Here is a 21,693-nt window from a genome sequence, read left to right as displayed (position 1 = left end):
CCTCCCCCCTTGCGGGGGAGGGTCGGGGAGGGGGGTAGCCGCAAGCCCCGAGCCTGTGGCGCCCCCACCCCCGACCCCTCCCCGCAAGGGGGAGGGGGGCTGACAGCGTTTGCAGCGACGCCTTGCCAACTCAAGCGGGCTTCCTGATGCGCGTCGTCGGTGGGCGGCTGAAGGGCCGCAACATTGCATCTCCTACGACGCAGGCGATTCGTCCCACCGCGGACCGGCTGCGCGAGGCGCTGTTCAACATTCTGATCCATGCCTATGACAATCCGGTGCAGGATGCCCGCGTGCTCGACCTGTTCGCCGGCACCGGCGCGCTCGGCATCGAGGCGGTGTCGCGCGGGGCGGGCTTCACGCTGTTCGTCGACAACGGCGCCGAGGCGCGCGCGCTGTTGCGCAACAATGTCGAGGCGCTGGGGCTCGGCGGCACCACCAAAGTCTATCGCCGCGATGCCGCCAATCTCGGCCCGGCGCATCCGGTCGAGCCATTCTCGCTCGTCTTCCTCGATCCGCCGTACCGCATGAAGCTCGCCGAAAAGGCGCTGGCCTCGTTGCGCGACGGCGGCTGGCTGACGCCGGACGCTTTGCTGGTGGTGGAGGAGGCCAAGAGTGCCGAGTTCAAGGCGCCCGAGCGCTTTGAAGAACTCGAACGCCGCGCCTATGACGATACCGAGTTCACTTTTCTGCGAATTATTTGATCCCGAAGCCAGCGACACATCAGGGCCGTTAAACTTGGCTCGGACCTTTTTCGAACGAAGTCGTTTCTGGTTCGCGTTAAATCGCGAAACAAGCAGAAAATGGACGGTTCTGCTTAGAGCAGAACTGAGGGCGGCGCTGGCTCGCTCGCCATCATTGTAACATCATATCGTTCGATCGAAGAACATGGTCGTGCCGCCGGATTTCAAACGATAGATCTGTGCTGGACGATTGCTTGCGCGCCGCATCTCCCCTTGTATAGGTTCCACGAAATCAGCTTCTGCCATGCGCTTGCGAAAAGCCGACTTGTCGATACGACGACCGAGGATTTGCTCGTAGACGGACTGCAATTCGCTCAGTGTAAATGCGGCGGGCAGAAGATGCACAGGCAATGTTGAATATTCGACCTTGTTCCTGATCCGGGTTAGCGCCGCGCGAACGATATCGGCATGGTCGAACGCGACAGCCACCTCCGTCGTGTCACCTCTGACAGGCCACCAAGCGAAATCGGCGCTGTACTCTTCACGCGAACGAACGTCATCGGCCGAGATCAAGGCCACATAGACGACGCTCACGGTCCAGCCTCGTGGATCTCGTGTGGCGTTCCCTATCGTCTGCAACTGCTCCAGATATGGCGTCTCGATACCCGTTTTCTCGGTCAGCACGCGGCGCGCGGTGGTTTCAATATCGAGATCCTCGTCGACATGAATCCATCCGCTTGGGAGCGCCCACTGACGAGCAAATGGTTCGGCAGAACGCCGAATGAGCAAGACTTCGAGGCCGGCCTGCGACAGCGCAAAAATCGCCAGATCGACCGAGACGATCGGCCTCGCATGGTTTTCATCCAAATTCATGGCCCAGCCTAATCAGTCTCCTTCTTAGTGTAAATTAAAAACTATCTTAATTGACAATATACAATAAGTGGTATTTTTTACTTCTGGCCGGTGCCCGGCTGCCAAACCACAGGGAGGCGGACATGTTAGGTTTTCGTTTCGTCAAGACGCAGCCAACCCAGTATGTGATCCAGTACAGGAACGGTCGGCCCAGCCGAGAGGGTGCCGGGCTGGCATTTTGGTACTTCGCGCCATCCGCCTCGATCGTCGTGGTGCCAACGGCGAGCGTGAACGAGCCCTTTATCTTCCCGGAAGTTACCGCTGATTTCCAGGAGGTCACGATACAGGGCCAGATCACCTTTCGGGTTGCGGATCCGCACCGAACGGCGAAGCTTCTCAATTTCACGCTGGATTCCAAGGGCGGCTATATCTCCGAGGATCCCCAGAAGCTCTCCCAGCGTCTGATCGGGCAGGTTCAGGTCGCCATGCGTGCCGAGGTGCAGGCGTTGACCCTCAAGGAAGTTCTTGCGTCAGGACAGGCGCTAGTCGGCCGGGTCGCAGAACAGTTGCAAACCCATCCAACGGTGGAGGCGCTTGGCCTGGAGTTGCTTGGCCTCTCGCTGCTCGCTGTCAAACCAAAGCTCGAAACGGCCAAGGCTCTTGAGGCGGAAGCCCGTGAGGCGCTGCTGCGCCGTGCTGACGAGGCCGTGTATTCGCGCCGTAATGCTGCTGTGGAGCAAGAGCGCATGATCAAGGAGAATGAACTGGCCACCGAGATTGCGGTCGAAAACAAGAAGAGGCAGGTACGCGAAGCACAGATGGACGCGGAGCGTTCGGTCCAGGAACGAAGGCTGCAAATGGAGCGCGAGCAAATGTCCGGAAGGATCGAGCTTGAGGAGCAGAATAAGGCACTGGTTGCCCTGGCATCGCTCAACTCGCGCGAAGAGGCGGAAACCAAGGCTGCGAACGTTGCAGCAATGATGCGCTCCTTCGGCGGCTCGGACCCCAAGATCCTTCAGGTGCTGGCTTCCGTCGGTATGGATGCAGGACAGCTTATGGCGCTCGCCTTCGGGGATTTCGCTGACAATGCTGCCAAAATTGGACAGCTCAACGTATCGCCAGACCTGCTAAGGGAAATGATACGTCCAGAGGCATCCCGGTGACGCCATGGACGCTTCAGACACCCGCAAGATCGTTCTGATTATTCGTCCAACCCGGCTTGACGAACTGATCACACGGTTCAACACCGTCCAGCAGGCCCAATTTTATGTGGAGCATCTCGGTGCCGACTTCGGGGATTATCTGACCGAACACAGCCAGTACCGCGCCGCCACGGGTGAAGTCGAAGCCATTCTGAGAACTGTCGGACGGGTTCAGCGTGTCGACCGACAGTACCTTGGTAATTTTATTTTCGGGGCTGATGATATCGTGGTGGTCCTGGGCCAGGACGGTTTGGTGGCGAACACACTCAAATATCTGGACCGCCAACACGTGGTAGGCGTGAACCCCGATCCAAAGCGGTGGGACGGCGTGCTGCTGCCATTTTGCTCGGGGGATCTGCGCAAGGTCATGCTCGAGGAGATTGCTAACCGCCGACCGATACGGCGGGTGACAATGGCCAAGGCCTCGCTCAATACCGGCTCAGTGCTCTACGCAGTCAACGATCTTTTCATTGGTCCACGCAGCCACGTTTCGGCCCGTTATACAATCAAGGTCGGTGATCGCGAGGAGCGTCAATCTTCCAGCGGAATCATCGTCTCGACGGGCATGGGGTCGACAGGCTGGCTGAAGAGCCTGTATGCGGGCTGGACAGCCGCGGCGGACACCTTCGGAACGGAGATGCCGGCGCGGGCTCCTGATGCCTCATTTCCCTGGGATGCCAATTTTCTTAATTTTTTTGTTCGTGAGCCTTTCCCCAGCAAAACGACGGGCGCCTCCCTCGTGGTTGGCCGAATTATTCCGCAAAATCCCGTAACCATCGTTTCCGAGATGGCTGAACATGGTGTTATTTTCAGCGATGGCCTCGAGATTGACTTCCTTGAATTCAATGCCGGTACCCAGGCCACGATCGAAGTTGCTGAACGTGTGGGGCTCTTGGTTGCTTGACAGATGGGTTTGTCAGGTGACCGAGAGGTCCCACTATGACGAATGAGCAGGAAAATATCGATGTCTACCTATCCGAACTATACTTGGGATCACGTCCATATTCGCACGCCCGACGTCCAGGCGATGGCGCAGTGGTTCGCCGACACGCTGGGCGCCGAGATCGTGCGGGGACCGGCGCGGACCGACATCAAGCTCGGCGGCGGCATCATCTTCCTCGCGGAAGCCCCTTCAAGCGTCAACCCGCCGCCGGTGACGCCGTATCAGGGTCTCGATCACATCGGCCTGGCGGTGAAGGACATCGATACGGTTGCTGCGTCCTTGAAGGCGAAGGGTATCGAGTTCACGAAGGAGCCGACCACGATCCGCCCGGGCGTGCGGGTGTGCTTCATCCGCGGGCCGCTCGGCATCTCGATCGAGCTGCTGGATCGCGACGCGAAGTATCAGTGAGCTGATCGCGCAACAAACACCTCCGTCATCCTGAGGTGCCGTCGCTCTTGCGACGGCCTCGAAGGATGGCCGCGAGCGCCGGAAATCGTCGCCGCATCCTTCGAGGTGCGCCCTGCGGGCGCCCACCTCAGGATGACGACGGGGAGCTATCTTCTCCCGAACAGCTTCTCGATGTCGCTGAGCTTCAGTTCGACATAGGTCGGGCGGCCGTGGTTGCACTGGCCGGAGTTCGGCGTGTCTTCCATCTCGCGCAATAGCGCGTTCATCTCTTCCGGCTTCAGCCGTCGTCCCGAACGCACCGAGCCGTGGCAGGCCATGGTGGCCGCGACGTGCATCAGCCGGCGCTCCAGCGGCAGCGCCTCGTCCCATTCCGCCATGTGCTCGGCCAGATCGCGCAGCAGCGATCCGGCATTGGTCTTGCCGAGCAGCGACGGCGTCTCGCGCACCGCGACCGCCCCCGGCCCGAAGGAATCGATCGCCAGGCCGAAGCCGGCCAGTTCTTCCGCGCGGTCGAGCAACTGCTCGACAGTCGCCTCGTCCATCTCGACGATCTCCGGGATCAGCAGCAATTGCCGCTGCACGCCGTTCGCGGCAATCGACGCCTTCAGCCGCTCATAGACGATGCGCTCATGCGCGGCGTGCTGGTCGACCACGATCATGCCGTCGCGAGTCTGCGACACGATGTAGTTCTCGTGCAATTGCGCGCGCGCGGCGCCCAGCGGCCGGTCGATCAGGTCGTTGTTCGGCGCCGCCTCTAAGCGCATGTCGGCGGAAGGCCCGCCCACGTCGAAGGCAGCTTGTCCTGGCTCGGCGAGCGCCGCCGAGCCATCGAAGGAGGGCATCGGGCCGACGGGATAGGACGGCGATTGCCGCCAGTCCCAGTTGGCGTCCCGCCGCGGCGGAAAGTTCGGCGAAAAATTCGGTCGGAAGGAATCCAGCACCGCGCCGTCACTATTAGCAGCCGTGCGGCGGCCCTCGCGGGCCAGGCCTTCCTTCAGCGCATGCACGATCAGCCCGCGCACCAAGCCGGCATTGCGGAAGCGCACCTCGGTCTTGGCCGGATGCACATTGGCATCGACCTCCTGCGGGTCCAGCGTCACGAACAAAGCCACTATTGGATGGCGATCGCGCGGCAGATAGTCGGAATAGGCGGCGCGCACCGCGCCGATGATCAGCTTGTCGCGCACCGGGCGGCCGTTGACGAACAGGTATTGCCCGAGCGCGTTCGCCCGCGTCAGCGAGGGGGCGGCGGCAAAGCCCTCGACCATCACGCCTTCGCGCGCGCTGCGGACCTCGATGGCGCTGAGGCGAAACTCCGCACCCAGAATGTCGCCGAGCCGGGTCAATTGCCCGGCCGGGCCGGGGAGTGCGGCGGCCCAGGTCACGGGCGCGCGCTCCTCGCCGGCCATCGAGAAGGCGACGTCCGGCCGCGCCATCGCGAGTCGCCGCACGACTTCACGAATGGCTTCCGCCTCGGTGCGATCGGTCTTGAGAAATTTCAGCCGTGCGGGCGTGGCATAAAAGAGATCGCTGACCTCGACGCGGGTGCCCTGGCTCAGCGCCGCCGGCACGATCGGGGATTTGTCGCCGGCGTCGACATGGAGCGACCAGGCGTGGGGCTCCGAGGCATGCCGCGTCGTGATGCCCAATCGCGCCACCGAGCCGATCGAGGGCAGCGCCTCGCCTCGGAAGCCGAGCGTGCGGATCGCCAGGAGGTCCTCGTCGTCGAGCTTGGACGTGGCATGGCGGTCGGTGGCAAGCGAAAGGTCGGCATGGGTCATGCCGGCGCCGTCGTCGGTGATGCCGATCCGCCTGCGGCCGCCGCCGTCCGTGAAGATGTCGATCCTCGTCGCGCCGGCGTCGATCGCGTTCTCGACCAGCTCCTTCACCACGCTGGCCGGCCGCTCCACTACTTCGCCGGCGGCGATGCGGTTGACGATGGTTTCGGGCAGCTGGCGGACGGGCATGGTTCGACTCGGGAACTGGGAGAGTCAATTTAGGCGGTATGGCCGGGCAAAGGGAGGGCCGGCGGCGATCTCTCCCCGGTGTTATCGCGCCCCGTTCCGTGCGCCGAACACAGCGAATTTATTGTGACGGCGCACGACCGGGTATATCGTTTGGAAAAGCTCTAAAAACGTCAGGGAAACGCCATGTGCACGCTGTTCGCCCACCAGCCGTCGCGCGACTACGAGTCGCAAACCCGCTCCTTGCGGATTGGCGGTCATTGCACCTCGATCCGGCTCGAGATGGCGTTCTGGGACACGCTGGAGGAAATCGCCGCCCAGCAGGGGCTCAGCCTCGCCAAATTCTGCACCATGCTGCACGACGAGGTGCTCGATCACCGCGGCGAGGTCAGCAACTTTGCCTCCTTGCTGCGCTGTTCATGCCTGATCTACCGCGCGCGCGCCGCGATGCCCGCGGCCTTCGACCCCGCGCAGATGATGGCTGCGGCGGAGTAGGAAAGCGCGCTTTTTACCCTCGCCCGCTTGCGGGAGAGGGTGGATCGGACACGCGTCGCGTGTTCGAGACGGGTGAGGGCGGCAGCGAGCCCGTGGCTTCCCCTCACCCGAAGCCTCGCTGACGCGAGGCTCCGACCTCTCCCGCAAGCGGGAGAGGTGAAGGAAGAGCGCTTCATATCTCCTTCTTCTGCATCGCGCCGGCGATGTGGTCGGCCTGGCGGATCGCCAAAGCGACGATGGTCAGGGTCGGGTTGCACGCCGCACCCGACGTGAACTGGCTGCCGTCGGAGACGAACAGGTTCTTGATGTCGTGGCTCTGGCCGAACTTGTTGACGACGCCGTCGCGCGCTTTGGCGCTCATCCGGTTGGTGCCCATGTTGTGGGTGCTCGGATAGGGCGTGGTCGGATAGGTCACGGTGGCGCCGATCGCCTCATAGACCGCCGCGCCCTGTCGGTAGGCGTGGTCGCGCATCGCGATGTCGTTGGGGTGGTCATCGTAATGCACGCTGGCCACCGGCATGCCGAACTTGTCCTTGGCCTTCGGATCGAGCGTGATGCGGTTGGTTTCCTGCGCCATGTCCTCGCCGACCAGCCACATCCCGGCCATCCGCGGATATTGCTCCATCGCGCTGGTGAATGGCCGGCCCCAGGCGCCGGGATTGAGGAACGCCGCCATGAACGGGAGGCCGAGCGACAAGGTCTCCATCTCGTAGCCGCCGAGGAAGCCGCGTGACGGGTCATGCCGCGCTTCGTCGCGGATAATGCCGGCCATGGTGGTGCCGCGATACATGTGCACCGACTTCTCGAACGCGGCATAGACGCTGCCGGTCATATGCCGCATGTAGTTGCGGCCGACCTGGCCGGAGGAGTTGGCGAGGCCGTCGCTGAACATGTTCGAGGCGCTGTTGAGCAGCAGGCGCGGGCTCTCGATCGAGTTGCCGGCCACCGCGATGATGCGGGCGCGCTGACGCTGCGTCTTGCCGGCCTCGTCGGCGTAGACCACCGCGGTGACCTTGCCGGAGGCGTCGTGCTCGATCTTCAGCGCCATGCAGCCCGGCCGTACTTCGAGATTGCCGGTGGCTTCGCCCTTGGGAATTTCGGTGTACAGCGTCGACCACTTGGCGCCGGACTTGCACCCCTGGAAGCAGAAGCCGATCTGCTGGCAGGCGCCGCGGCCGTCGCGCGGCTCGCTGTTGATCGCCATGCGGCCGGTATGGACATCCTTGTAGCCGACCTTCTTGGCGCCGGCCTCCATGACCTTGTAGTTGTTGTTGCCGGGCAGGCCGGGGATGTTGTTGGTGCGGGTCACGCCCATCTTGTTTTCGGCCTTGGCGTACCACGGCTCCAGCTCGGCGAGCGTGAGCGGCCAGTCCAGCAGGTTGGCGCCGGGCACGGCGCCATAGATCGTGCGGGTGCGGAATTCATGCTCGTCGAAGCGCAGCGACGCGCCGGCCCAGTGCACGGTGGAGCCGCCGACCGACTTGACGATCCAGGCCGGCAGGTTGGCGAAGTCTTTCGCGACGCGCCAAGAACCAGAGGTGGTGCGCATGTCGGTCCAGGCGAGCTGCGTGAAGCTCTCCCATTCGTTGTTGACGAAGTCCTGGATTTCGTTACGCGCACCGGCCTCCAGGATCACCACCTTGATGCCCTTCTGCGCCAGTTCGTTGCCGAGCGTGCCGCCGCCGGCGCCGGAGCCGACAATTACTACCACGCCATCGTCATTGAGATCGAATTTAGCCATGCTGTATCCTCCCAACCAATTGTTGCGCGATGTCGTTCAGGCTTTCGGCAGCCAGTCGATGTCGTTGAAGCCGCGCTTGATGTAGCCGCCATGTTCGGCCGAGGAGCCCTCGTAGCCAAATTTCGGCCACAGCTGCTCCTGGTTGTAGAGCGACACCACGAGGTCGCCGCGCAAGGTCATGAAGAACGCGGTCTGCTCGATGCCCTGCAGCAGCACGACGCGGTCGGCCTCCCACGGCACCTGCGCATAGGCGACCTTGTGGCGGTCCTTGGCGTCGGCATCGAGCCGGCGCACGCCGTCTTCCAGCATCGCCTTGACGGCTGGTTCGGCGGCGGCCTTGCCATCCCATGGCTTGATGGCGGTGATGTAGTAGCTGTCGCCGAGGAAATCGTGCGGATAGATGTCGCGCGCGACCTTTACCATGGTCTTCAGCGTGGCGGGCGCAAGCGCGGTGGCGTCGGCGGCCCAGGCGTCCTCGATGCCGGCGGCGCCGATGGCGGCGACCACCGGCACGGCGGTCGCTGCGCCCTGCAGAAAGATCCGGCGGCTGTACTGGCCGCGTCGATCGACTTCTCTCATGTGATCCTCCCTGAATAGTTCCTGGTTGTTGTAATTTTCGTCTTATCCGAAACGCCCGCCCTTCTCGATCACCTCGATCTTGTAGCCATCGGGATCGCTGACGAAGAAGAACCGCGCCATGGTGCGGCCGTCATGCTTGAAGTCGCGCAGCGGTCCCGGCGAAAGTCTTTCGCTTTCGAAGCGCGCGTGCTCGGCATCGACGTCGTCGACGACGACGGCGAGATGGCCGTAGCCGTCGCCGATTACATAGGGCTCCTTGCGGTCGAAATTCACCGTCAGTTCCAGCTCGAACGGCGACGAGGGGTGGCGCAGATAGATCAGCGCGAAATCCGGCCACGCCAGTCGCTCGGCGATTTCAAGACCGAAGGCGCGGACGTAAAAATCCAGCGCCCGGGTTTCGTCAAGCACGCGGATCATCGAATGCACAGGCTTGGCCATTCAGTTCAGTCCCTTGAGATAGTTAATCACGGCGGCGCGAATCTCCGGCTTCGACTGGCGGTAGGCCATGCTGCTGCCGGCGACGACCGCCTGCGGATTGGTGAGCCAGGCATCGAGCCGGCTTTCGTCCCAGACGAAATGCGCCTGCGCCAGCGCCGGCGAGTAGCGAAAGCCGTCCTGCTTGCCGGCCTCGCGGCCGACGACCTTGTGCAAGGCCGGTCCCTGACGCGGCGGGTCGCTCAGATTGGTGGTGTGACAGGTGGCGCATTGCTGCTTGAACAAAGCGGCGTCATCGAGCGGCTTGGCCGATGGCAGCGCCATCTGCGCGACGGCCACGTCGATCGTCAGCACTGCGCTGAGAAATGTCAGCATCGTCGGAAAGAGGGTGCGCCGCATCATGATATCACCGTTCATGGCGCAGAGCCTAGGTCGCGGCGCGACCGCAGTGGTAGTAGCGGGCTGTTGTCGGAGCGAACAAACCAGCGTCGGCCGGCGGGGGCTTCGCCGCATATATGACGCAGCCGGGCAAACCGTCGCGCAATGACCGCATCCTGTCTGCACTGCGGACACATGCGGGGACTTCCTTGAGCCTTGCGTCGCCCGCAAGACATGCTCGTGCGATCGACGGTCCCGCCACCGGTGGGCGGCGCAATTTCTGCGGCACTGTCCTCGCGCGACCAACCCAGGAGAATCGAATGAAGATTGTGAAAACTTCGGCGATCGCCTTTACGCTTTCGGCCATGCTGGCCGGCCCTGTTCTGGCGCAGGGCGCCGGATCGACAACGCCACCCTCAGGGATGACGCAGCAGGGCGGCGCCATGCAGCGCGGCCCGGCCGGAGGCGCCGACACCGAAATGAATGCCCAGACGCCCGGCGCCAAGGCGGGGGCTGCGACCAAGGGCACGGTAGGCTCCGGCAGCGGCGGAACGGCGCGCGGCACGGCCGGCGCGACAGGCCGAGCGGCGCCGGAGGCTGCGCCCAACGGACTCGACGCCGGCGGTGCCGCATCGACGACCAAACGCCATTAGCGCGATCTGACGCCAGGATGGCTCGCGGCCAACGCGAGCGCGACCACGGCCCTTCCGCAAGGAAGGGCCGTTTTCGAATGCTACGTCAGTCGTCGTAACCGCCGGAGCCGCGCTTCGACTTGACGTCGCTGCGGCGCTTCTTGCCTTCCAGCCGGCGGGTCTTCGAGCCCAAAGTCGGCTTGGTCGGCCGCCGCGTCACGGGGCGGAACGCGGCCTCGGCCAGCAGTTCGGTGAGCCGCTCGATGGCGTCGGCGCGGTTACGATCCTGGGAGCGGAAGCGCTGGGCGTGGATCACGATCACGCCGTCCTTGGTCATGCGCTGGCCGGCCGCGACGCGCAGCCGGATCGCCATGTCCTCGGGGATATCCAGCTTGCGGCTGTCGAAGCGCAGTTGCGCCGCGGTCGAGACCTTGTTGACGTTCTGCCCGCCGGGACCCGACGCGCGCACGAACGTCACCTCGATGTCGTCCTCGTCGATGGAAAGATTTCGCGCGATCCGCAGCATGGGGCACCAAAGCGATCTCCGGGACGGGAATCGGCAAATCGCATAATATCGGATTTGGCGTAGTTTTGCTTTGCCGAAGCACACTCCCCGTCATCCTGAGGCGCCCGCCGTCTTCGGCGGGCCTCGAAGGATGGAGGCGGGCGCTGAGGTTGCGGCCATCCTTCGAGGCGCGCATGAAGTATGCGCGCGCCTCAGGATGACGGCGGTGGTGGGGTAACTTCTGAACTCAGTTCGCCTTCGGTGCCACCGCGGTCGGTGCCACGGCGGCCTGCGGGGCGCGGCCGACGACGACGGTGAGCAGGCCGTCGCCCCAGATATTCTTCGCTGCGGCCTTCGCCTGGTCGAGCGTAACGGCATCGACCACGGCGTTGCGCTTCTCGATGTAGTCGATCGGCTGCTTGTCGATCTGGTACTGCAGCAGCGCGGTGGCCAGCTTCGAGGAAGAGTCCAGCGCCAGCATCTGCGAGCCCTTGAGATAGGATTTGGCCTCGTCGAGCTCGATCTGCGTGGGGCCTTCCTCGGCCATCCGCTTGACTTCCGAAGCGACGGTGTCGACGGTTTCGGTGGCGCGGTCGGCGCGGGTTGCCGTATTGCCGATGTAGATGCCGGAATGCTGCATCCACAGCAGCGAGCCCGACACGCCATAGGCCAGGCCGCGCTTCTCGCGCACTTCGTGATAGAGCCGCGACGACAGCGTGCCACCGCTGAGGATGTGGTTGACGATATAGGCCGCCATGAAGTTCGGGTCGTCGCGCTTGATGCCGGGCGAGCCGAACGTCACTACCGTCTGCGGCACGTCGAGCGTGACGGACACTTTCTGCGGCGGCTTGCTCGCGACGATTTCGGGGACCGGCACCAGATCGGCCTTCGCCGGCAACCCGCCGAAGGTCTGGTCGAGCAACTTGCCGAGCGTGTCGGGATCGACGTCACCGACCACCGCGATCTTCAGCGTGTCCTTCGCGATGATGCGGCTCTTGTAGGCCTTGATGTCGTCGACGGTGATGGTCGGCACGCTTTGCAACGTGCCATTCGACGGCCGGCTGTAGGGATGGCTGCCGAACGCCACTTCGAGGAATTTGCGGCTGGCGATCGAGCTCGGATTGCTGCTCTCGCGGCGCAGATTGGATAGCACCTGGTTACGGATGCGCTCGACGTCGACGGCGTCGAAACGCGGCTGCGACAGCGACAGCCGCAACAGATCGAAGGCCTCGTCGCGGTGGTCCTTCAGCATCCGCAGCGAGCCGCGAAACGCGTCGCGCTGCGCGTTGTAGCTGAGCTCGATGGCGCGGCGCTCCAGCCGCTCGTGAAAGGTCTTGGAGTCCAGGTCGGCCGCGCCCTCGTCCATCAGGCTGGCGACCATGTTGGCGGTGCCGGGCTTGTCGGCCGGGTCCTGCGCCGCGCCGCCGCCGAAGGCATATTCCATCGCGATCAGGGGCACGGTGGCGTCCTGCACGAACCACGCCTCGATGCCGCCCGGCGACACCAGGCGCTGGATCTTGGCCGCGGCAAGCGAGGGGGCGGCGGTGAGGCCGGCGAAGGCGACCGTGGTGACGAAAGCTAGCGCCGCGCGGCGGGTGAGGCGGATCATGTTCACGAGCGCTTCTCCTCGCGCTTCGGCGCGGTGTCCTTGATCAGATAGCCGGTGACCGAACGTTTCTTGTCGAGCCATTTTTGCGCGGCATCGCGGACCTGTGCGGCGGTCACCGCCTTAACGCGGTCCGGCCAGCTGCGGATGTCCTCGACGGACAGCCCGGTGGTGAGCGCCGCGCCATACCAGCGCGCCAGCGTGGCCTGGTTGTCCTGCGCGTAGATCGCCTCGGCCACCAGCTGGGTCTTGACGCGTTCGAGGTCGGCGGCAGGCACCGCGTTGGTGGCGACCTCACCGATCACGGCATCGATCGTCTTTTCGATGTCGGCGAATTCGACGCCGGGGCGCGGGGTCGCCGAGATCATGAACTGCGAGTTATCGAGTGCGGTGCCCTGATAGCCGGCGCCGGCATTGATCGCGAGCGGCTTGTCGATCACCAGCGCGCGGTACAGGTACGAATTGCTGCCGCCGCCGATCAACTGGGCGAGCACGTCAAGCGCGGGGCTTTCGCCGGCCGCGGCAGTGGTGGCGGACGGCACCAGGTAATAGCGGCGCAGGCTGTTCTGCTCGACGCGGGGATCGGCCAGCGTCACGGTGCGCGGACCGGCGGGCTCCGGCTCCTTCGGGCGGATGCGCGGCGCGCCGATCGCCGGCTGTGCCGGAATCGCGCCATAGGTGCGCTCGATGGTCGGCCGGATCTCGGTGGCGTCGACGTCGCCGGCGATCACCAAAGTGGCGTTGTTCGGGGCGTAGAAGCGCTTGTAGAAGGCCAGCGCGTCCTCGCGGTCCAGCTTCTCGATCTCGGAGTGCCAGCCGATCACTGGGCGACCGTAGGGATGGTTGAGATACAGCGCCGCCATGATCTGCTCGGACAGACGCGCGTCCGGGCTGTTGGCGACGCGCATGTTGTATTCTTCCAGCACGACGTCGCGCTCCGGCAGCACGTTCTCGTCCTTGAGCACGAGGCCGGTCATGCGGTCGGCCTCGAACTCCATGATCGTGGCGAGCTTGTCGCGCGGCACGCGCTGGAAGTAGCCGGTATAGTCGGTGGAGGTGAAGGCGTTCTCGTTGCCGCCGATCCGCAGCACGGTCTGCGAGAATTCGCCGACCGGGTGTTTGGCGGTGCCCTTGAACATCAGATGTTCGAGGAAATGCGCGAGGCCGGATTTGCCTGGGGTCTCGTCGGCCGAGCCGACCTTGTACCAGACCATCTGCGTGACCACGGGGGTGCGGTGGTCGGGGATCACCACGACCCGCATCCCGTTGCCCAGCGTGAAGGTGGCAGGCGGCGGCGCGGTGATGGTCTGCGCGCCGGCGGGCGCGAGGGTGAACAGAAGCGCCAGCGCCGCGGCGGAGCGCACGGCCAATCGGGATGTGGGGGTCATGACGGGGCTAATGGCTCCTCGGCAGCAGAGAAATGTCGGCCAACCCTTTTCAGGTGTTGGCCGATCACGGGCAATTCAAGGGGTACGGAACGAACAGTCACGCCGTAGCGGCGCCCGATAGGCTCACGGCTGCGGCTTGTCGCTCATGATGTTGCGTTCGGACGCATTGCGCAGGACTTCCTTCGGCCCGGTGCCATAGGCGTAGCCGGAGGCCGGCGTCTGATAGCCGACCGGCGGCTGGGTCAGCGACTCGCGCGTCGGCTCGCCCTTGAATTCGGCGGTCTCGCCCTTGTTGCTGCTGCCGAACAGGTTCTTGAACAGCCCGCCGGAATAGCCGAGCTGCGAGGGGCTCAACACGATGTTCTTGTTGGGATCGCCGGGAATGGAGCTTTCGGAAACGGTGGGCCTGGAGCGCTGCAGCTCCATTTCCTTCGGGGTCAACGAGCGGGGGTAATCGCGCGGGTCGCCCTTCGGGGCCAGACGGGCCTGGCGCGCGGCGTTGCGCTGCTGGACGTCGGGGTCCTTCGGCCAGTTCGGCACGTTGGCGGGGGTGGCATCCGGCGGCGGCAGCGTGATCTTGGGCGGTACCACCAGCGGCGAGCGCTCGCGGTAGTCGATGCCCTGGTTTTCCATGTTGGTGCCGCCAAGGCCCGACATGATGTTCTTGATAACCTTGTCTTCGAACGACGAGTCGTCTTCCTCGTCCGCGGCGCGGGCGACGCCGGCCGACATCACCAGGCCGATACCGAGCATCGCGACCGCCAGCCGCAGGTTGCGCTTCAGTCCGTTGGAAGGGTGCACCAATGAGACGCTCGTGTTGGTCTCGCGCATCGGGTTCATCCTGTTCAAATGTCTCGCGGATCGCCGTTTCCGGCGCAGTCCGCTCGCTTCGCCCTTGGGGTTCGTATCGGCCGTGATCAGGGCGCTTTTGCGGCGGGGACGTTGAAGAAGGAGTCATACAGCAGGGCGCCAACCCCGGCAACGATGGCGACATCGGCGAGGTTGAACACGTACCAGTTGTAGGTCTTGCCGGCGATTTCGACGTGCAGCAGGGCGAAATCGACCACCGCACCCCACGCAAAGCGGTCGATCGCATTGCCGATCGCGCCGCCGATGATCAGCCCGAGCGCGACGGTGGCCAGTTTGGTCTGCGACTTGGCCATCCAGACCGCCAGCGCCACCACCGCGAGCGCCTTGACGGCAATCAGCACCGCCTGGCCGGTGGGGCCGGAATCGGAAAACCAGCCATAGGAGATGCCGGTATTCCAGGCCAGCACCAGGTCGAAGAACGGCGTCACCGCCACCGCGCCGCGGCGGGAAATGTCGAACACATACAAGAGCCAGAGCTTCGACGCCTGATCGAGCACCAGGGTGGCGAGCGCGGCCAGGATGCCGGTGCGAAGGGCAGGGGAGGTCGTCATGCCGCCGCCCGCCCACAACGCCGTGTCGTCCCCGCTAAAGCGGCGACCCATACACGCTGTCGAAACAATCCGGGCGAAAAAGACATGGCGAACCCTGAGCCCGAACCGGGAGGACGGAGGCTATGGATCCCCGCTTTCGCGGGGACGACGATGAACTTGGCGGGCGGCGACGATCGCTAGCCGACGCCCAGTTTCTTCCATTCGCGCAACGCCGCAGCATCCCGCGGGGTGACGTCGGGATATTCCTTGTCCTCGCCCACCGTAGGCAGGATCTTCCAGGACCGCGCGCATTTGGTGCCGATGGCCTTCTCGACCACGACCGCGACGCCTGGCACGTCATGCAGCGCGAAGGCACCTTCCGGCGCGTCGTCATTGGTCATCATGGCATTCGACGTGATGAACACTTCGGCCAGATCGATATCGGCGAGCACTGCGAAGATCGCGGGATCGTTGACGTAGACCAGCGGCGAAGCTTCCAGCGAGGAACCGATCCGCTTGGCGGCGCGCTCGACTTCCAGCGCCCCGGTGACGACACGGCGGACGTCGCGGATCGAGGCCCACTTCACGGCGAGTTCGTCGTTGCGATAGGCGCCAATCCCTTCCGGAAACTCGGTGAGATGCACGGATGGCTCGGCATCCGGCCGGTACATCCGCCAGGCTTCTTCCGCGGTGAAGGACAGGATCGGCGCCAGCCATTTCAGGATCGCATTGCACAGCAGGTCGATGGTGGTGAGTGCGGCCTTGCGCGCCAGCGACGACGGCGCGTCGCAATACAGCGTGTCCTTGCGGATGTCGAAATAGAACGCCGACAGTTCGGTGTTCATGAAGGTCGACAGCGAGGCGACCACAGTCTTGTAGTCGTAACCGGTATAGGCCTCGCGCACGACGGCGTCCTGAACCGCGAGCTGGTGCAGCATCAGCCTTTCGAGCTCCGGCATGTCGGCGAAGGCGACCGCGTCTTCCGGCTTGTAGTGGGCGAGCGTGCCGAGCATCCAGCGGATCGAGTTGCGCAGCTTGCGATAGGTCTCGATCGTGGTCTTGAGGATTTCCGGGCCGATGCGCTGGTCGTCGGCATAGTCGGTGGCGCAGACCCAGAGCCGCAAAATGTCGGCGCCGGACTGCGCGATCACCTTCTGCGGTTCGACGGTGTTGCCGACCGATTTCGACATCTTGCGGCCGTTCTCGTCGAGCGTGAAGCCGTGCGTCAGCACGACGTCGTAAGGCGCGCGGCCGCGGGTGCCGCAGCTCTCCAGCAGCGACGACTGGAACCAGCCGCGGTGCTGGTCGGAGCCTTCCAGATACATCACGGTGTCCGCGCCGCCATCGACCTTGCGGTGGATGCCGGCAAGGCCCGGGAAGTGCACGGGGTCTTCCAGCACGAAGGCATGGGTCGAGCCTGAATCGAACCAGACGTCGCAGATATCGTCGACCTTCTTCCAGGTTTCGTTCGACAGCGTGCCGAGGAAACGCTCGCGCGCGCCTTCGGCATACCACGCGTCCGCCCCTTCGGCCTCGAAGGCGTCGGCGATGCGCTTGTTGACGGCGGCATCATTCAGCAGCTCGGCGGAGCCGTCGCCCTTCTCGCGCACGAACACCGCGATCGGCACGCCCCAGGCGCGCTGCCGCGAGATCACCCAGTCGGGCTTGGTGTTGATCATGCCGTTGATACGGTTCTGGCCCATCGGCGGCACCCACTGCGTGGCCTTGATGGCCTCGCGTGCGCGATGGCGCAGCGTGTCAGCGGGCTTGGCGACGCCGTCGTCGCGGATGTCCTTGTCCATCGCGATGAACCACTGCGGCGTGTTGCGATAGATGATCGGCTTCTTGGAGCGCCAGGAATGCGGATACTGGTGCTTGAGGCGCGAGCGCGCCAGCAGCATGCCGGCGGCCATCAGAGCCTTGATGACGGCCTCGTTGGCGCCGCCCTTCTCGCCCTTGTCGTTGATGACGCGCTCGCCGACGAAGCCCGGCGCCTGCTCGGTGAGCGCGCCGTTTTCATCCACCGTGTAGGGGATCACCGACGAGATGCCGCGCGCCTCGAGCTGGCGGCCGTTCGCCATCCAGGCCTCGAAATCCTCGCGGCCGTGGCCCGGCGCGGTGTGCACGAAGCCGGTACCGGTATCGTCGGTGACATGGTCGCCTTCGATCAGCGGCACGGTGAATTCATAGCCGCCACTGAGGCCGGCCAGCGGATGGCGGCATTCCAGCGCGTCGAGGATGCCGGCGTCGACATCGCCGCTCTTTTCATAGGCGGTAACGCGGGCCTGCTTGAACACGCTCTCGGCCAGCGCATCGGCGAGGATCAGCAGTTCGCCGGGCTTCACCCAGTTGTCTTCCGGCGCGTCGGTGACCTTGTAGAGGCCGTAGGAAATCTTGTTGGAGAACGAGATCGCGCGGTTGCCTGGCAGCGTCCACGGCGTGGTGGTCCAGATCACCACGGATGCTTTCGCCAGCCGGCCGAACTCGGCCTTGACCGGAAACTTCACCCACACCGTATCGCTCGTGTAGTCCTCGTACTCCACTTCGGCTTCGGCCAGCGCGGTCTTTTCCACCACGCTCCACATCACCGGCTTGGAGCCGCGGTACAGCGTGCCGTTAGCGGCGAACTTCATCAGTTCGCGGGCAATCTGCGCCTCCGCGAAGAAGTCCATGGTGGCGTAGCGGCCGTCCCAGTCTCCGACGATGCCGAGCCGCTTGAATTCGCTGCGCTGCACGTCGAGCCAGCGGCCGGCATAGGCGCGGCATTCCTGGCGGAATGCGACCATCGCGGCAGAATCCTTGAAGTCCGGCTTCGGCTTGCCCTTCGAGCGGTAGTTCTCCTCCTCGATCTTCCATTCGATCGGCAGGCCGTGGCAGTCCCAGCCCGGCACGTAATTAGAGTCGAAGCCGAGCATCTGCTGGCTCTTGGTGACGACGTCCTTGAGGATCTTGTTGAGCGCGTGCCCGATATGGATGTTGCCATTGGCGTAGGGCGGGCCGTCATGCAGCACGAATTTCGGCTTGCCCTTCGATTGCTTGCGCAGGGTGCCGTAGAGGTCGATCTCCTGCCAGCGCTCCAGCAGCTTCGGCTCGGCCTGCGGCAGGCCGGCGCGCATCGGAAACTCGGTCTGCGGCAAATAAAGCGTGCTGGAATAATCGTGGGCGTCGGACTTCGGTGCGTCGGATTTGGCGGGCTTGTCGGACATGAAAGGCTCTGGCTCGGCTGAAAAAGCGAGGAAACGCGCAAGATGCGCGGCGAACGGCAACGGTCCCGGTCTTGCGCCGAGCAAAGCTCAGGCGGAAGCCGGGCCGATAATGCGAGATATGGGCCGCCGTGCGAACATCGGCCCTCAATAGCAGCCGGATGGCGAAGCGCAAAGCCCTGTAGGCTCCGGCCGGCTGCGCTAGCCTGGGGGGCCCAGCTTCGGAAACGCCTCCGGCGCTGCGGCAAGGGCGGCGCGGGCGCGGGCGCTGTCGTCGTCCATCTGCCGGATCAAGGGCTCGATGCCGTCGAATTTCAACTCGCCGCGGAGAAAGGCGATGAAGGCGATGTCGAGCGTCTGGCCGTACAGGTCGCCTGCAAAATCGAACAGGAACACTTCCAGCAGCGGCGCGCCGTTGTCGAAGGTCGGGCGGCGGCCGAAGCTGGCCACCGCGTCGAAACGCTCGGCGCCGCGGCCGACCCGCACGGCATAGACGCCATGCCTGAGGCCGCAACTGTCGGGCAGGCGAATATTGGCGGTTGGGTAGCCGAGATCGCGGCCGAGCTTGCGGCCATGGATCACCTCGCCGGTGACGAACCACGGGCCGTCGAGCATGTTGGTGGCCTGGTCGATCTGACCCTCGGCCAGCGCCGCCCGGATCGCGCTGGAGGACACCGGGCGATCGGCAAAATCGACATGCGGCTGCACATCGACCTCGATGCCCAGTCGCGGCGCCTCGGCGACCAGCAGGCTGGGCGAGCCGATGCGGCCCTTGCCGAAATGGAAGTCGTAACCGACGGCAATGCCGCAGATGCCCAGCCGTTCGATCAGGTCATGGTGAATGAAATCCTGCGCCGGGGTGCCGGCGCGGCCCTGGTCGAAGGTCATGACGACGGCGCCGGCGAGCCCCGTCCCTGCCAGCAGCCGCAATTTGCCGGTCTCGTCGGTGAGCCGGAACTGCGGCGTATTCGGGCTGAAATAGCTGCGCGGATGCGGCTCGAACGTCACCGCCATCGCCGTGGTGCCCCGCAGCTTCGCCATGTCCAGCGCGGCCTGGATCACGGCGCGATGGCCGAGATGCACGCCATCGAAGTTGCCCATGGCGACCACGGTCCCGCGTGGAATGTCGGACAAGGGTGTGGAGTCGCGGATAACGGCAAAGCCAGGCGGCATGGGATGGATTCGCTTATGATCTGGAAACGGCGGGGCGGGCACGGGACGGTGGCGCGACGGCGGCGGCGAAGTCAAGCCGCCGGACACCGACACCTCCGCCGGACCGGTTACAGGCAACGTCAAAGGAGAGTTTTATGTCGATGTAACAGGGCCTTGCTTCAATTCAGCGAAACATTCGAGAGAACTGTTAAGGCGTTATTAACCACGCTTTGAGCGGTGCGGATCGATCGATCAATCCAATGGTTCTGGCGCTATGAGCGAAGCGCTAACCATCCTTGTCGAACAGGTTGAGGCGGTCGAGGAGGTCGTAAGCCCCCCGCGCAGCCCGGCGTCGCAACGCGATTCTCGACGCGTAAATGGCCCGTGAGGTCTATCGCAGGCGTCCGCCGCCGCGTCCGACCCGGCTGGATATGAACGCCTAGATCCCGAAACGGCCGCCATTGGGTACCCGACTGCGCGCCAAAGCGCTCTTCGGTGTCTCCGCACCATCGTAACTGCAACAATGAAATCAATATCTTCCGGATTAACGAGCTGTTTAATCGCAGCTGCTAATTCTGCAGACGGGCCGCAGCCAGCACGTTTGGCAGATGCTGCGCCCGGGCAAATTTGCTACCGGCAAATGTCCAGACCATGCACGTGTCGGTTTCAGGGGGAATGAAGATGGCGGTTGATTTGTCGATGACGGTGCTGGTGGTGGATGACTACAACACCATGATCCGTATCATTCGCAATCTTCTCAAGCAGCTCGGTTTCGAGCACATTGATGATGCTGCCGATGGTTCGGCGGCGCTGGAGAAGATGCGTACAAAGAAATATGGTCTGGTGATCTCGGACTGGAACATGGAGCCGATGACCGGCTACGACCTGCTCAAGGAAGTGCGCGCCGACGCCAACCTGTCGCAGACCCCGTTCATCATGATCACGGCCGAATCCAAGACCGAGAACGTGATTGCGGCCAAGAAGGCCGGCGTGAACAACTACATCGTCAAGCCGTTCAACGCTGCGACCTTGAAGACCAAGATCGAAGCCGTGTTCCCGGACAGCGTCCCGGCATAAGGCACTTTCTTCACCTCTCCCCGTTGGGGAGAGGTCGCAGCCGAGCGTCAGCTCGGCTTCGGGTGAGGGGCTGCCAGTGTTTCACTCGCGGGCCCCCCTCAGCCGTATCGAACGACCTTCGGTCCTTCGAGCCACCCTCTTCCCGCAGGCGGGGCGAGGGACGTAAGGCGCCGTCTGTTGCTTGTGCGCTACCACTTCAATTCGCGCATCAACGCCTTCGGCGGATGCCCGAACAGTTCCGTCACGGCCGCTTCTTCCATCTGCTCGATGCCTTCGAGCTCGCCGGCATGAATGCCGCGGGCGACGAACAGGCAATCGATGCCGTAGGCATGCGCGCCGACGAGATCCGTGCGGACGGAATCGCCGATCGCCAGCACGCGCTCCCGCGGGGTGTCTTTCCCGGTTTTCGCCTTCGCCAGCGCCATCGCGCGGTCGTAGATCGGGCGGTGCGGCTTGCCGTAGAATTCCACGTCGCCGCCGAGTTCACGGTACAGCTCGGCGATCGCGCCGGCGCAGTAGATCAGGCGGTCGCCGCGCTCGACGAGGATGTCCGGGTTGGCGCAGACCAGCGTCAGTTTTCGCGACAGCGCCTGCGTCAGCGTCTCGCGATAGTCTTCCGCGGTCTCGACCTCGTCGTCGAACGGCCCGGTGCAGACGATGTAATCGGCCTCGGCGAGCGGCGCGAATTTGGCGTCGAGGTCGCGATGGATCGAATTGTCGCGCTGCGGCCCGATCCAGTACATCGACTGGCCGAGCCGGCTTTTGATGAAATTCCGCGTCAGGTCGCCCGACGACACGATCGCGTCATAGATGTCGTCGGCGACGCCGAGCTTGCGCAGCTGGCGCTGCACGGAATCGGCCGGGCGCGGCGCGTTGGTGATCAGGATCACAGTGCCACCATTCGCGCGAAACGTGTGCAGCGCCTCGCGCGCGTCCGGGAATGACTCCAGGCCGTTATGCACGACGCCCCAGATGTCGCTGAGGATGACGTCCACGCCGGACACGAGGTCGCGCAGGCGTTCGGCGAATCGAAGTTCTGTCATAAGAGTGAAA

Annotated in this window: 21 protein-coding genes; 7 read left to right on the top strand and 14 right to left on the bottom strand. The window is 64.1% G+C overall.

From position 1 onward, the window contains the following. Positions 1 to 146: 146 nt before the first annotated feature. Positions 147 to 701, top strand: a complete 555-nt coding sequence (rsmD, locus tag FNL56_RS22380) for a 16S rRNA (guanine(966)-N(2))-methyltransferase RsmD (protein ID WP_143576321.1) — start codon at positions 147 to 149, stop codon at positions 699 to 701. Positions 702 to 863: 162 nt separating this feature from the next. On the opposite strand, the gene FNL56_RS22375 is transcribed toward rsmD, so the two are convergent. Beyond that, a complete protein-coding gene (locus FNL56_RS22375) occupies positions 864 to 1,553 on the bottom strand; it encodes an NUDIX hydrolase (protein ID WP_143575057.1) in 690 nt (229 codons plus the stop codon). Positions 1,554 to 1,675: 122 nt separating this feature from the next. Here FNL56_RS22375 and FNL56_RS22370 point away from each other — a divergent pair, with 122 nt between their 5' ends. From FNL56_RS22370 to FNL56_RS22360, 3 genes are read left to right on the top strand one after another with little or no spacing between them, the layout of a single operon-like run. After that, the gene (locus FNL56_RS22370; RefSeq protein WP_143575056.1) at positions 1,676 to 2,695 is read left to right on the top strand and encodes an SPFH domain-containing protein; all 1,020 of its coding nucleotides are present in this window, start codon (positions 1,676 to 1,678) and stop codon (positions 2,693 to 2,695) included. Positions 2,696 to 2,699: 4 nt separating this feature from the next. After that, entirely contained in the window at positions 2,700 to 3,638 is a 939-nt protein-coding gene (locus FNL56_RS22365) for a sugar kinase (protein WP_143575055.1), read from the top strand. Positions 3,639 to 3,698: 60 nt separating this feature from the next. Continuing rightward, a complete protein-coding gene (locus FNL56_RS22360; RefSeq protein WP_143575054.1) occupies positions 3,699 to 4,085 on the top strand; it encodes a VOC family protein in 387 nt (128 codons plus the stop codon). Positions 4,086 to 4,231: 146 nt separating this feature from the next. Here the strand turns inward: FNL56_RS22360 and mutL are convergent, their stop codons facing one another. After that, a complete protein-coding gene (gene mutL, locus FNL56_RS22355) occupies positions 4,232 to 6,052 on the bottom strand; it encodes a DNA mismatch repair endonuclease MutL (protein ID WP_143575053.1) in 1,821 nt (606 codons plus the stop codon). A 183-nt stretch (positions 6,053 to 6,235) separates the two neighbouring features. Here mutL and FNL56_RS22350 point away from each other — a divergent pair, with 183 nt between their 5' ends. Beyond that, positions 6,236 to 6,544, top strand: a complete 309-nt coding sequence (locus FNL56_RS22350) for a ribbon-helix-helix domain-containing protein (protein ID WP_143575052.1) — start codon at positions 6,236 to 6,238, stop codon at positions 6,542 to 6,544. Between the two features lie 172 nt (positions 6,545 to 6,716). Here the strand turns inward: FNL56_RS22350 and FNL56_RS22345 are convergent, their stop codons facing one another. From FNL56_RS22345 to FNL56_RS22330, 4 genes are read right to left on the bottom strand one after another with little or no spacing between them, the layout of a single operon-like run. After that, complete coding sequence (locus FNL56_RS22345) at positions 6,717 to 8,285, bottom strand: GMC family oxidoreductase (RefSeq protein WP_143575051.1); 1,569 nt, start codon at positions 8,283 to 8,285, stop codon at positions 6,717 to 6,719. A 36-nt stretch (positions 8,286 to 8,321) separates the two neighbouring features. Next, a complete protein-coding gene (locus FNL56_RS22340) occupies positions 8,322 to 8,864 on the bottom strand; it encodes a gluconate 2-dehydrogenase subunit 3 family protein (protein ID WP_143578293.1) in 543 nt (180 codons plus the stop codon). A gap of 42 nt (positions 8,865 to 8,906) precedes the next feature. Beyond that, positions 8,907 to 9,302 carry a VOC family protein gene (locus FNL56_RS22335; RefSeq protein ID WP_143578292.1) on the bottom strand — a complete coding sequence of 132 codons (396 nt, stop codon included), beginning with the start codon at positions 9,300 to 9,302 and terminating at the stop codon, positions 8,907 to 8,909. Then, complete coding sequence (locus tag FNL56_RS22330) at positions 9,303 to 9,623, bottom strand: c-type cytochrome (protein ID WP_143576320.1); 321 nt, start codon at positions 9,621 to 9,623, stop codon at positions 9,303 to 9,305. A gap of 374 nt (positions 9,624 to 9,997) precedes the next feature. Here FNL56_RS22330 and FNL56_RS22325 point away from each other — a divergent pair, with 374 nt between their 5' ends. Further along, positions 9,998 to 10,330: a hypothetical protein gene (locus tag FNL56_RS22325; RefSeq protein WP_143575049.1), complete on the top strand. Its 333-nt coding sequence runs from the start codon at positions 9,998 to 10,000 to the stop codon at positions 10,328 to 10,330. Positions 10,331 to 10,415: 85 nt separating this feature from the next. Here the strand turns inward: FNL56_RS22325 and arfB are convergent, their stop codons facing one another. From arfB to FNL56_RS22290, 7 genes are all read right to left on the bottom strand, one after another. Continuing rightward, positions 10,416 to 10,835 carry an alternative ribosome rescue aminoacyl-tRNA hydrolase ArfB gene (gene arfB, locus FNL56_RS22320; protein ID WP_143575048.1) on the bottom strand — a complete coding sequence of 140 codons (420 nt, stop codon included), beginning with the start codon at positions 10,833 to 10,835 and terminating at the stop codon, positions 10,416 to 10,418. A gap of 226 nt (positions 10,836 to 11,061) precedes the next feature. After that, the gene (locus FNL56_RS22315; RefSeq protein ID WP_246661027.1) at positions 11,062 to 12,423 is read right to left on the bottom strand and encodes a M16 family metallopeptidase; all 1,362 of its coding nucleotides are present in this window, start codon (positions 12,421 to 12,423) and stop codon (positions 11,062 to 11,064) included. Between the two features lie 2 nt (positions 12,424 to 12,425). After that, positions 12,426 to 13,808 (bottom strand): M16 family metallopeptidase, encoded by a 1,383-nt coding sequence (locus FNL56_RS22310; RefSeq protein ID WP_143575046.1) that lies wholly within the window; start codon positions 13,806 to 13,808, stop codon positions 12,426 to 12,428. A gap of 123 nt (positions 13,809 to 13,931) precedes the next feature. After that, complete coding sequence (locus tag FNL56_RS22305; RefSeq protein ID WP_143575045.1) at positions 13,932 to 14,639, bottom strand: hypothetical protein; 708 nt, start codon at positions 14,637 to 14,639, stop codon at positions 13,932 to 13,934. A gap of 86 nt (positions 14,640 to 14,725) precedes the next feature. Next, on the bottom strand, positions 14,726 to 15,229 hold the full coding sequence (lspA, locus tag FNL56_RS22300) for a signal peptidase II (RefSeq protein WP_246660756.1): 504 nt from the start codon (positions 15,227 to 15,229) through the stop codon (positions 14,726 to 14,728). A 176-nt stretch (positions 15,230 to 15,405) separates the two neighbouring features. Then, on the bottom strand, positions 15,406 to 18,414 hold the full coding sequence (ileS, locus tag FNL56_RS22295) for an isoleucine--tRNA ligase (protein WP_143575043.1): 3,009 nt from the start codon (positions 18,412 to 18,414) through the stop codon (positions 15,406 to 15,408). A 198-nt stretch (positions 18,415 to 18,612) separates the two neighbouring features. Beyond that, complete coding sequence (locus tag FNL56_RS22290) at positions 18,613 to 19,584, bottom strand: bifunctional riboflavin kinase/FAD synthetase (RefSeq protein ID WP_143575042.1); 972 nt, start codon at positions 19,582 to 19,584, stop codon at positions 18,613 to 18,615. A gap of 660 nt (positions 19,585 to 20,244) precedes the next feature. On the opposite strand from FNL56_RS22290, the gene FNL56_RS22285 reads away from it, so the two are divergent. Further along, positions 20,245 to 20,640 carry a response regulator gene (locus tag FNL56_RS22285; protein WP_143575041.1) on the top strand — a complete coding sequence of 132 codons (396 nt, stop codon included), beginning with the start codon at positions 20,245 to 20,247 and terminating at the stop codon, positions 20,638 to 20,640. Positions 20,641 to 20,828: 188 nt separating this feature from the next. Here FNL56_RS22285 and FNL56_RS22280 read toward each other — a convergent pair whose 3' ends face one another. Next, a complete protein-coding gene (locus FNL56_RS22280) occupies positions 20,829 to 21,683 on the bottom strand; it encodes a TIGR01459 family HAD-type hydrolase (RefSeq protein WP_143582387.1) in 855 nt (284 codons plus the stop codon). Between the last annotated feature and the right edge of the window lie 10 nt (positions 21,684 to 21,693).

The sequence above is a fragment of the Tardiphaga sp. vice304 genome (assembly GCF_007018905.1).
Taxonomy (GTDB): Bacteria; Pseudomonadota; Alphaproteobacteria; order Rhizobiales; family Xanthobacteraceae; genus Tardiphaga.
The sequence above is the reverse complement of the archived record's forward strand: the minus strand, read 5'-3'. Positions and strand labels throughout refer to the sequence as shown.

Coding starts and splice junctions, on each gene's coding strand:
- rsmD (WP_143576321.1), top strand. CDS start 147: ATGCGCGTCGTCGGTGGGCGGCTGAAGGGCCGCAACATTGCATCTCCT.
- FNL56_RS22375 (WP_143575057.1), bottom strand. CDS start 1,553: ATGAATTTGGATGAAAACCATGCGAGGCCGATCGTCTCGGTCGATCTG.
- FNL56_RS22370 (WP_143575056.1), top strand. CDS start 1,676: ATGTTAGGTTTTCGTTTCGTCAAGACGCAGCCAACCCAGTATGTGATC.
- FNL56_RS22365 (WP_143575055.1), top strand. CDS start 2,700: ATGGACGCTTCAGACACCCGCAAGATCGTTCTGATTATTCGTCCAACC.
- FNL56_RS22360 (WP_143575054.1), top strand. CDS start 3,699: ATGTCTACCTATCCGAACTATACTTGGGATCACGTCCATATTCGCACG.
- mutL (WP_143575053.1), bottom strand. CDS start 6,052: ATGCCCGTCCGCCAGCTGCCCGAAACCATCGTCAACCGCATCGCCGCC.
- FNL56_RS22350 (WP_143575052.1), top strand. CDS start 6,236: ATGTGCACGCTGTTCGCCCACCAGCCGTCGCGCGACTACGAGTCGCAA.
- FNL56_RS22345 (WP_143575051.1), bottom strand. CDS start 8,285: ATGGCTAAATTCGATCTCAATGACGATGGCGTGGTAGTAATTGTCGGC.
- FNL56_RS22340 (WP_143578293.1), bottom strand. CDS start 8,864: ATGAGAGAAGTCGATCGACGCGGCCAGTACAGCCGCCGGATCTTTCTG.
- FNL56_RS22335 (WP_143578292.1), bottom strand. CDS start 9,302: ATGGCCAAGCCTGTGCATTCGATGATCCGCGTGCTTGACGAAACCCGG.
- FNL56_RS22330 (WP_143576320.1), bottom strand. CDS start 9,623: ATGGCGCTGCCATCGGCCAAGCCGCTCGATGACGCCGCTTTGTTCAAG.
- FNL56_RS22325 (WP_143575049.1), top strand. CDS start 9,998: ATGAAGATTGTGAAAACTTCGGCGATCGCCTTTACGCTTTCGGCCATG.
- arfB (WP_143575048.1), bottom strand. CDS start 10,835: ATGCTGCGGATCGCGCGAAATCTTTCCATCGACGAGGACGACATCGAG.
- FNL56_RS22315 (WP_246661027.1), bottom strand. CDS start 12,423: ATGATCCGCCTCACCCGCCGCGCGGCGCTAGCTTTCGTCACCACGGTC.
- FNL56_RS22310 (WP_143575046.1), bottom strand. CDS start 13,808: ATGACCCCCACATCCCGATTGGCCGTGCGCTCCGCCGCGGCGCTGGCG.
- FNL56_RS22305 (WP_143575045.1), bottom strand. CDS start 14,639: ATGCGCGAGACCAACACGAGCGTCTCATTGGTGCACCCTTCCAACGGA.
- lspA (WP_246660756.1), bottom strand. CDS start 15,229: ATGACGACCTCCCCTGCCCTTCGCACCGGCATCCTGGCCGCGCTCGCC.
- ileS (WP_143575043.1), bottom strand. CDS start 18,414: ATGTCCGACAAGCCCGCCAAATCCGACGCACCGAAGTCCGACGCCCAC.
- FNL56_RS22290 (WP_143575042.1), bottom strand. CDS start 19,584: ATGCCGCCTGGCTTTGCCGTTATCCGCGACTCCACACCCTTGTCCGAC.
- FNL56_RS22285 (WP_143575041.1), top strand. CDS start 20,245: ATGGCGGTTGATTTGTCGATGACGGTGCTGGTGGTGGATGACTACAAC.
- FNL56_RS22280 (WP_143582387.1), bottom strand. CDS start 21,683: ATGACAGAACTTCGATTCGCCGAACGCCTGCGCGACCTCGTGTCCGGC.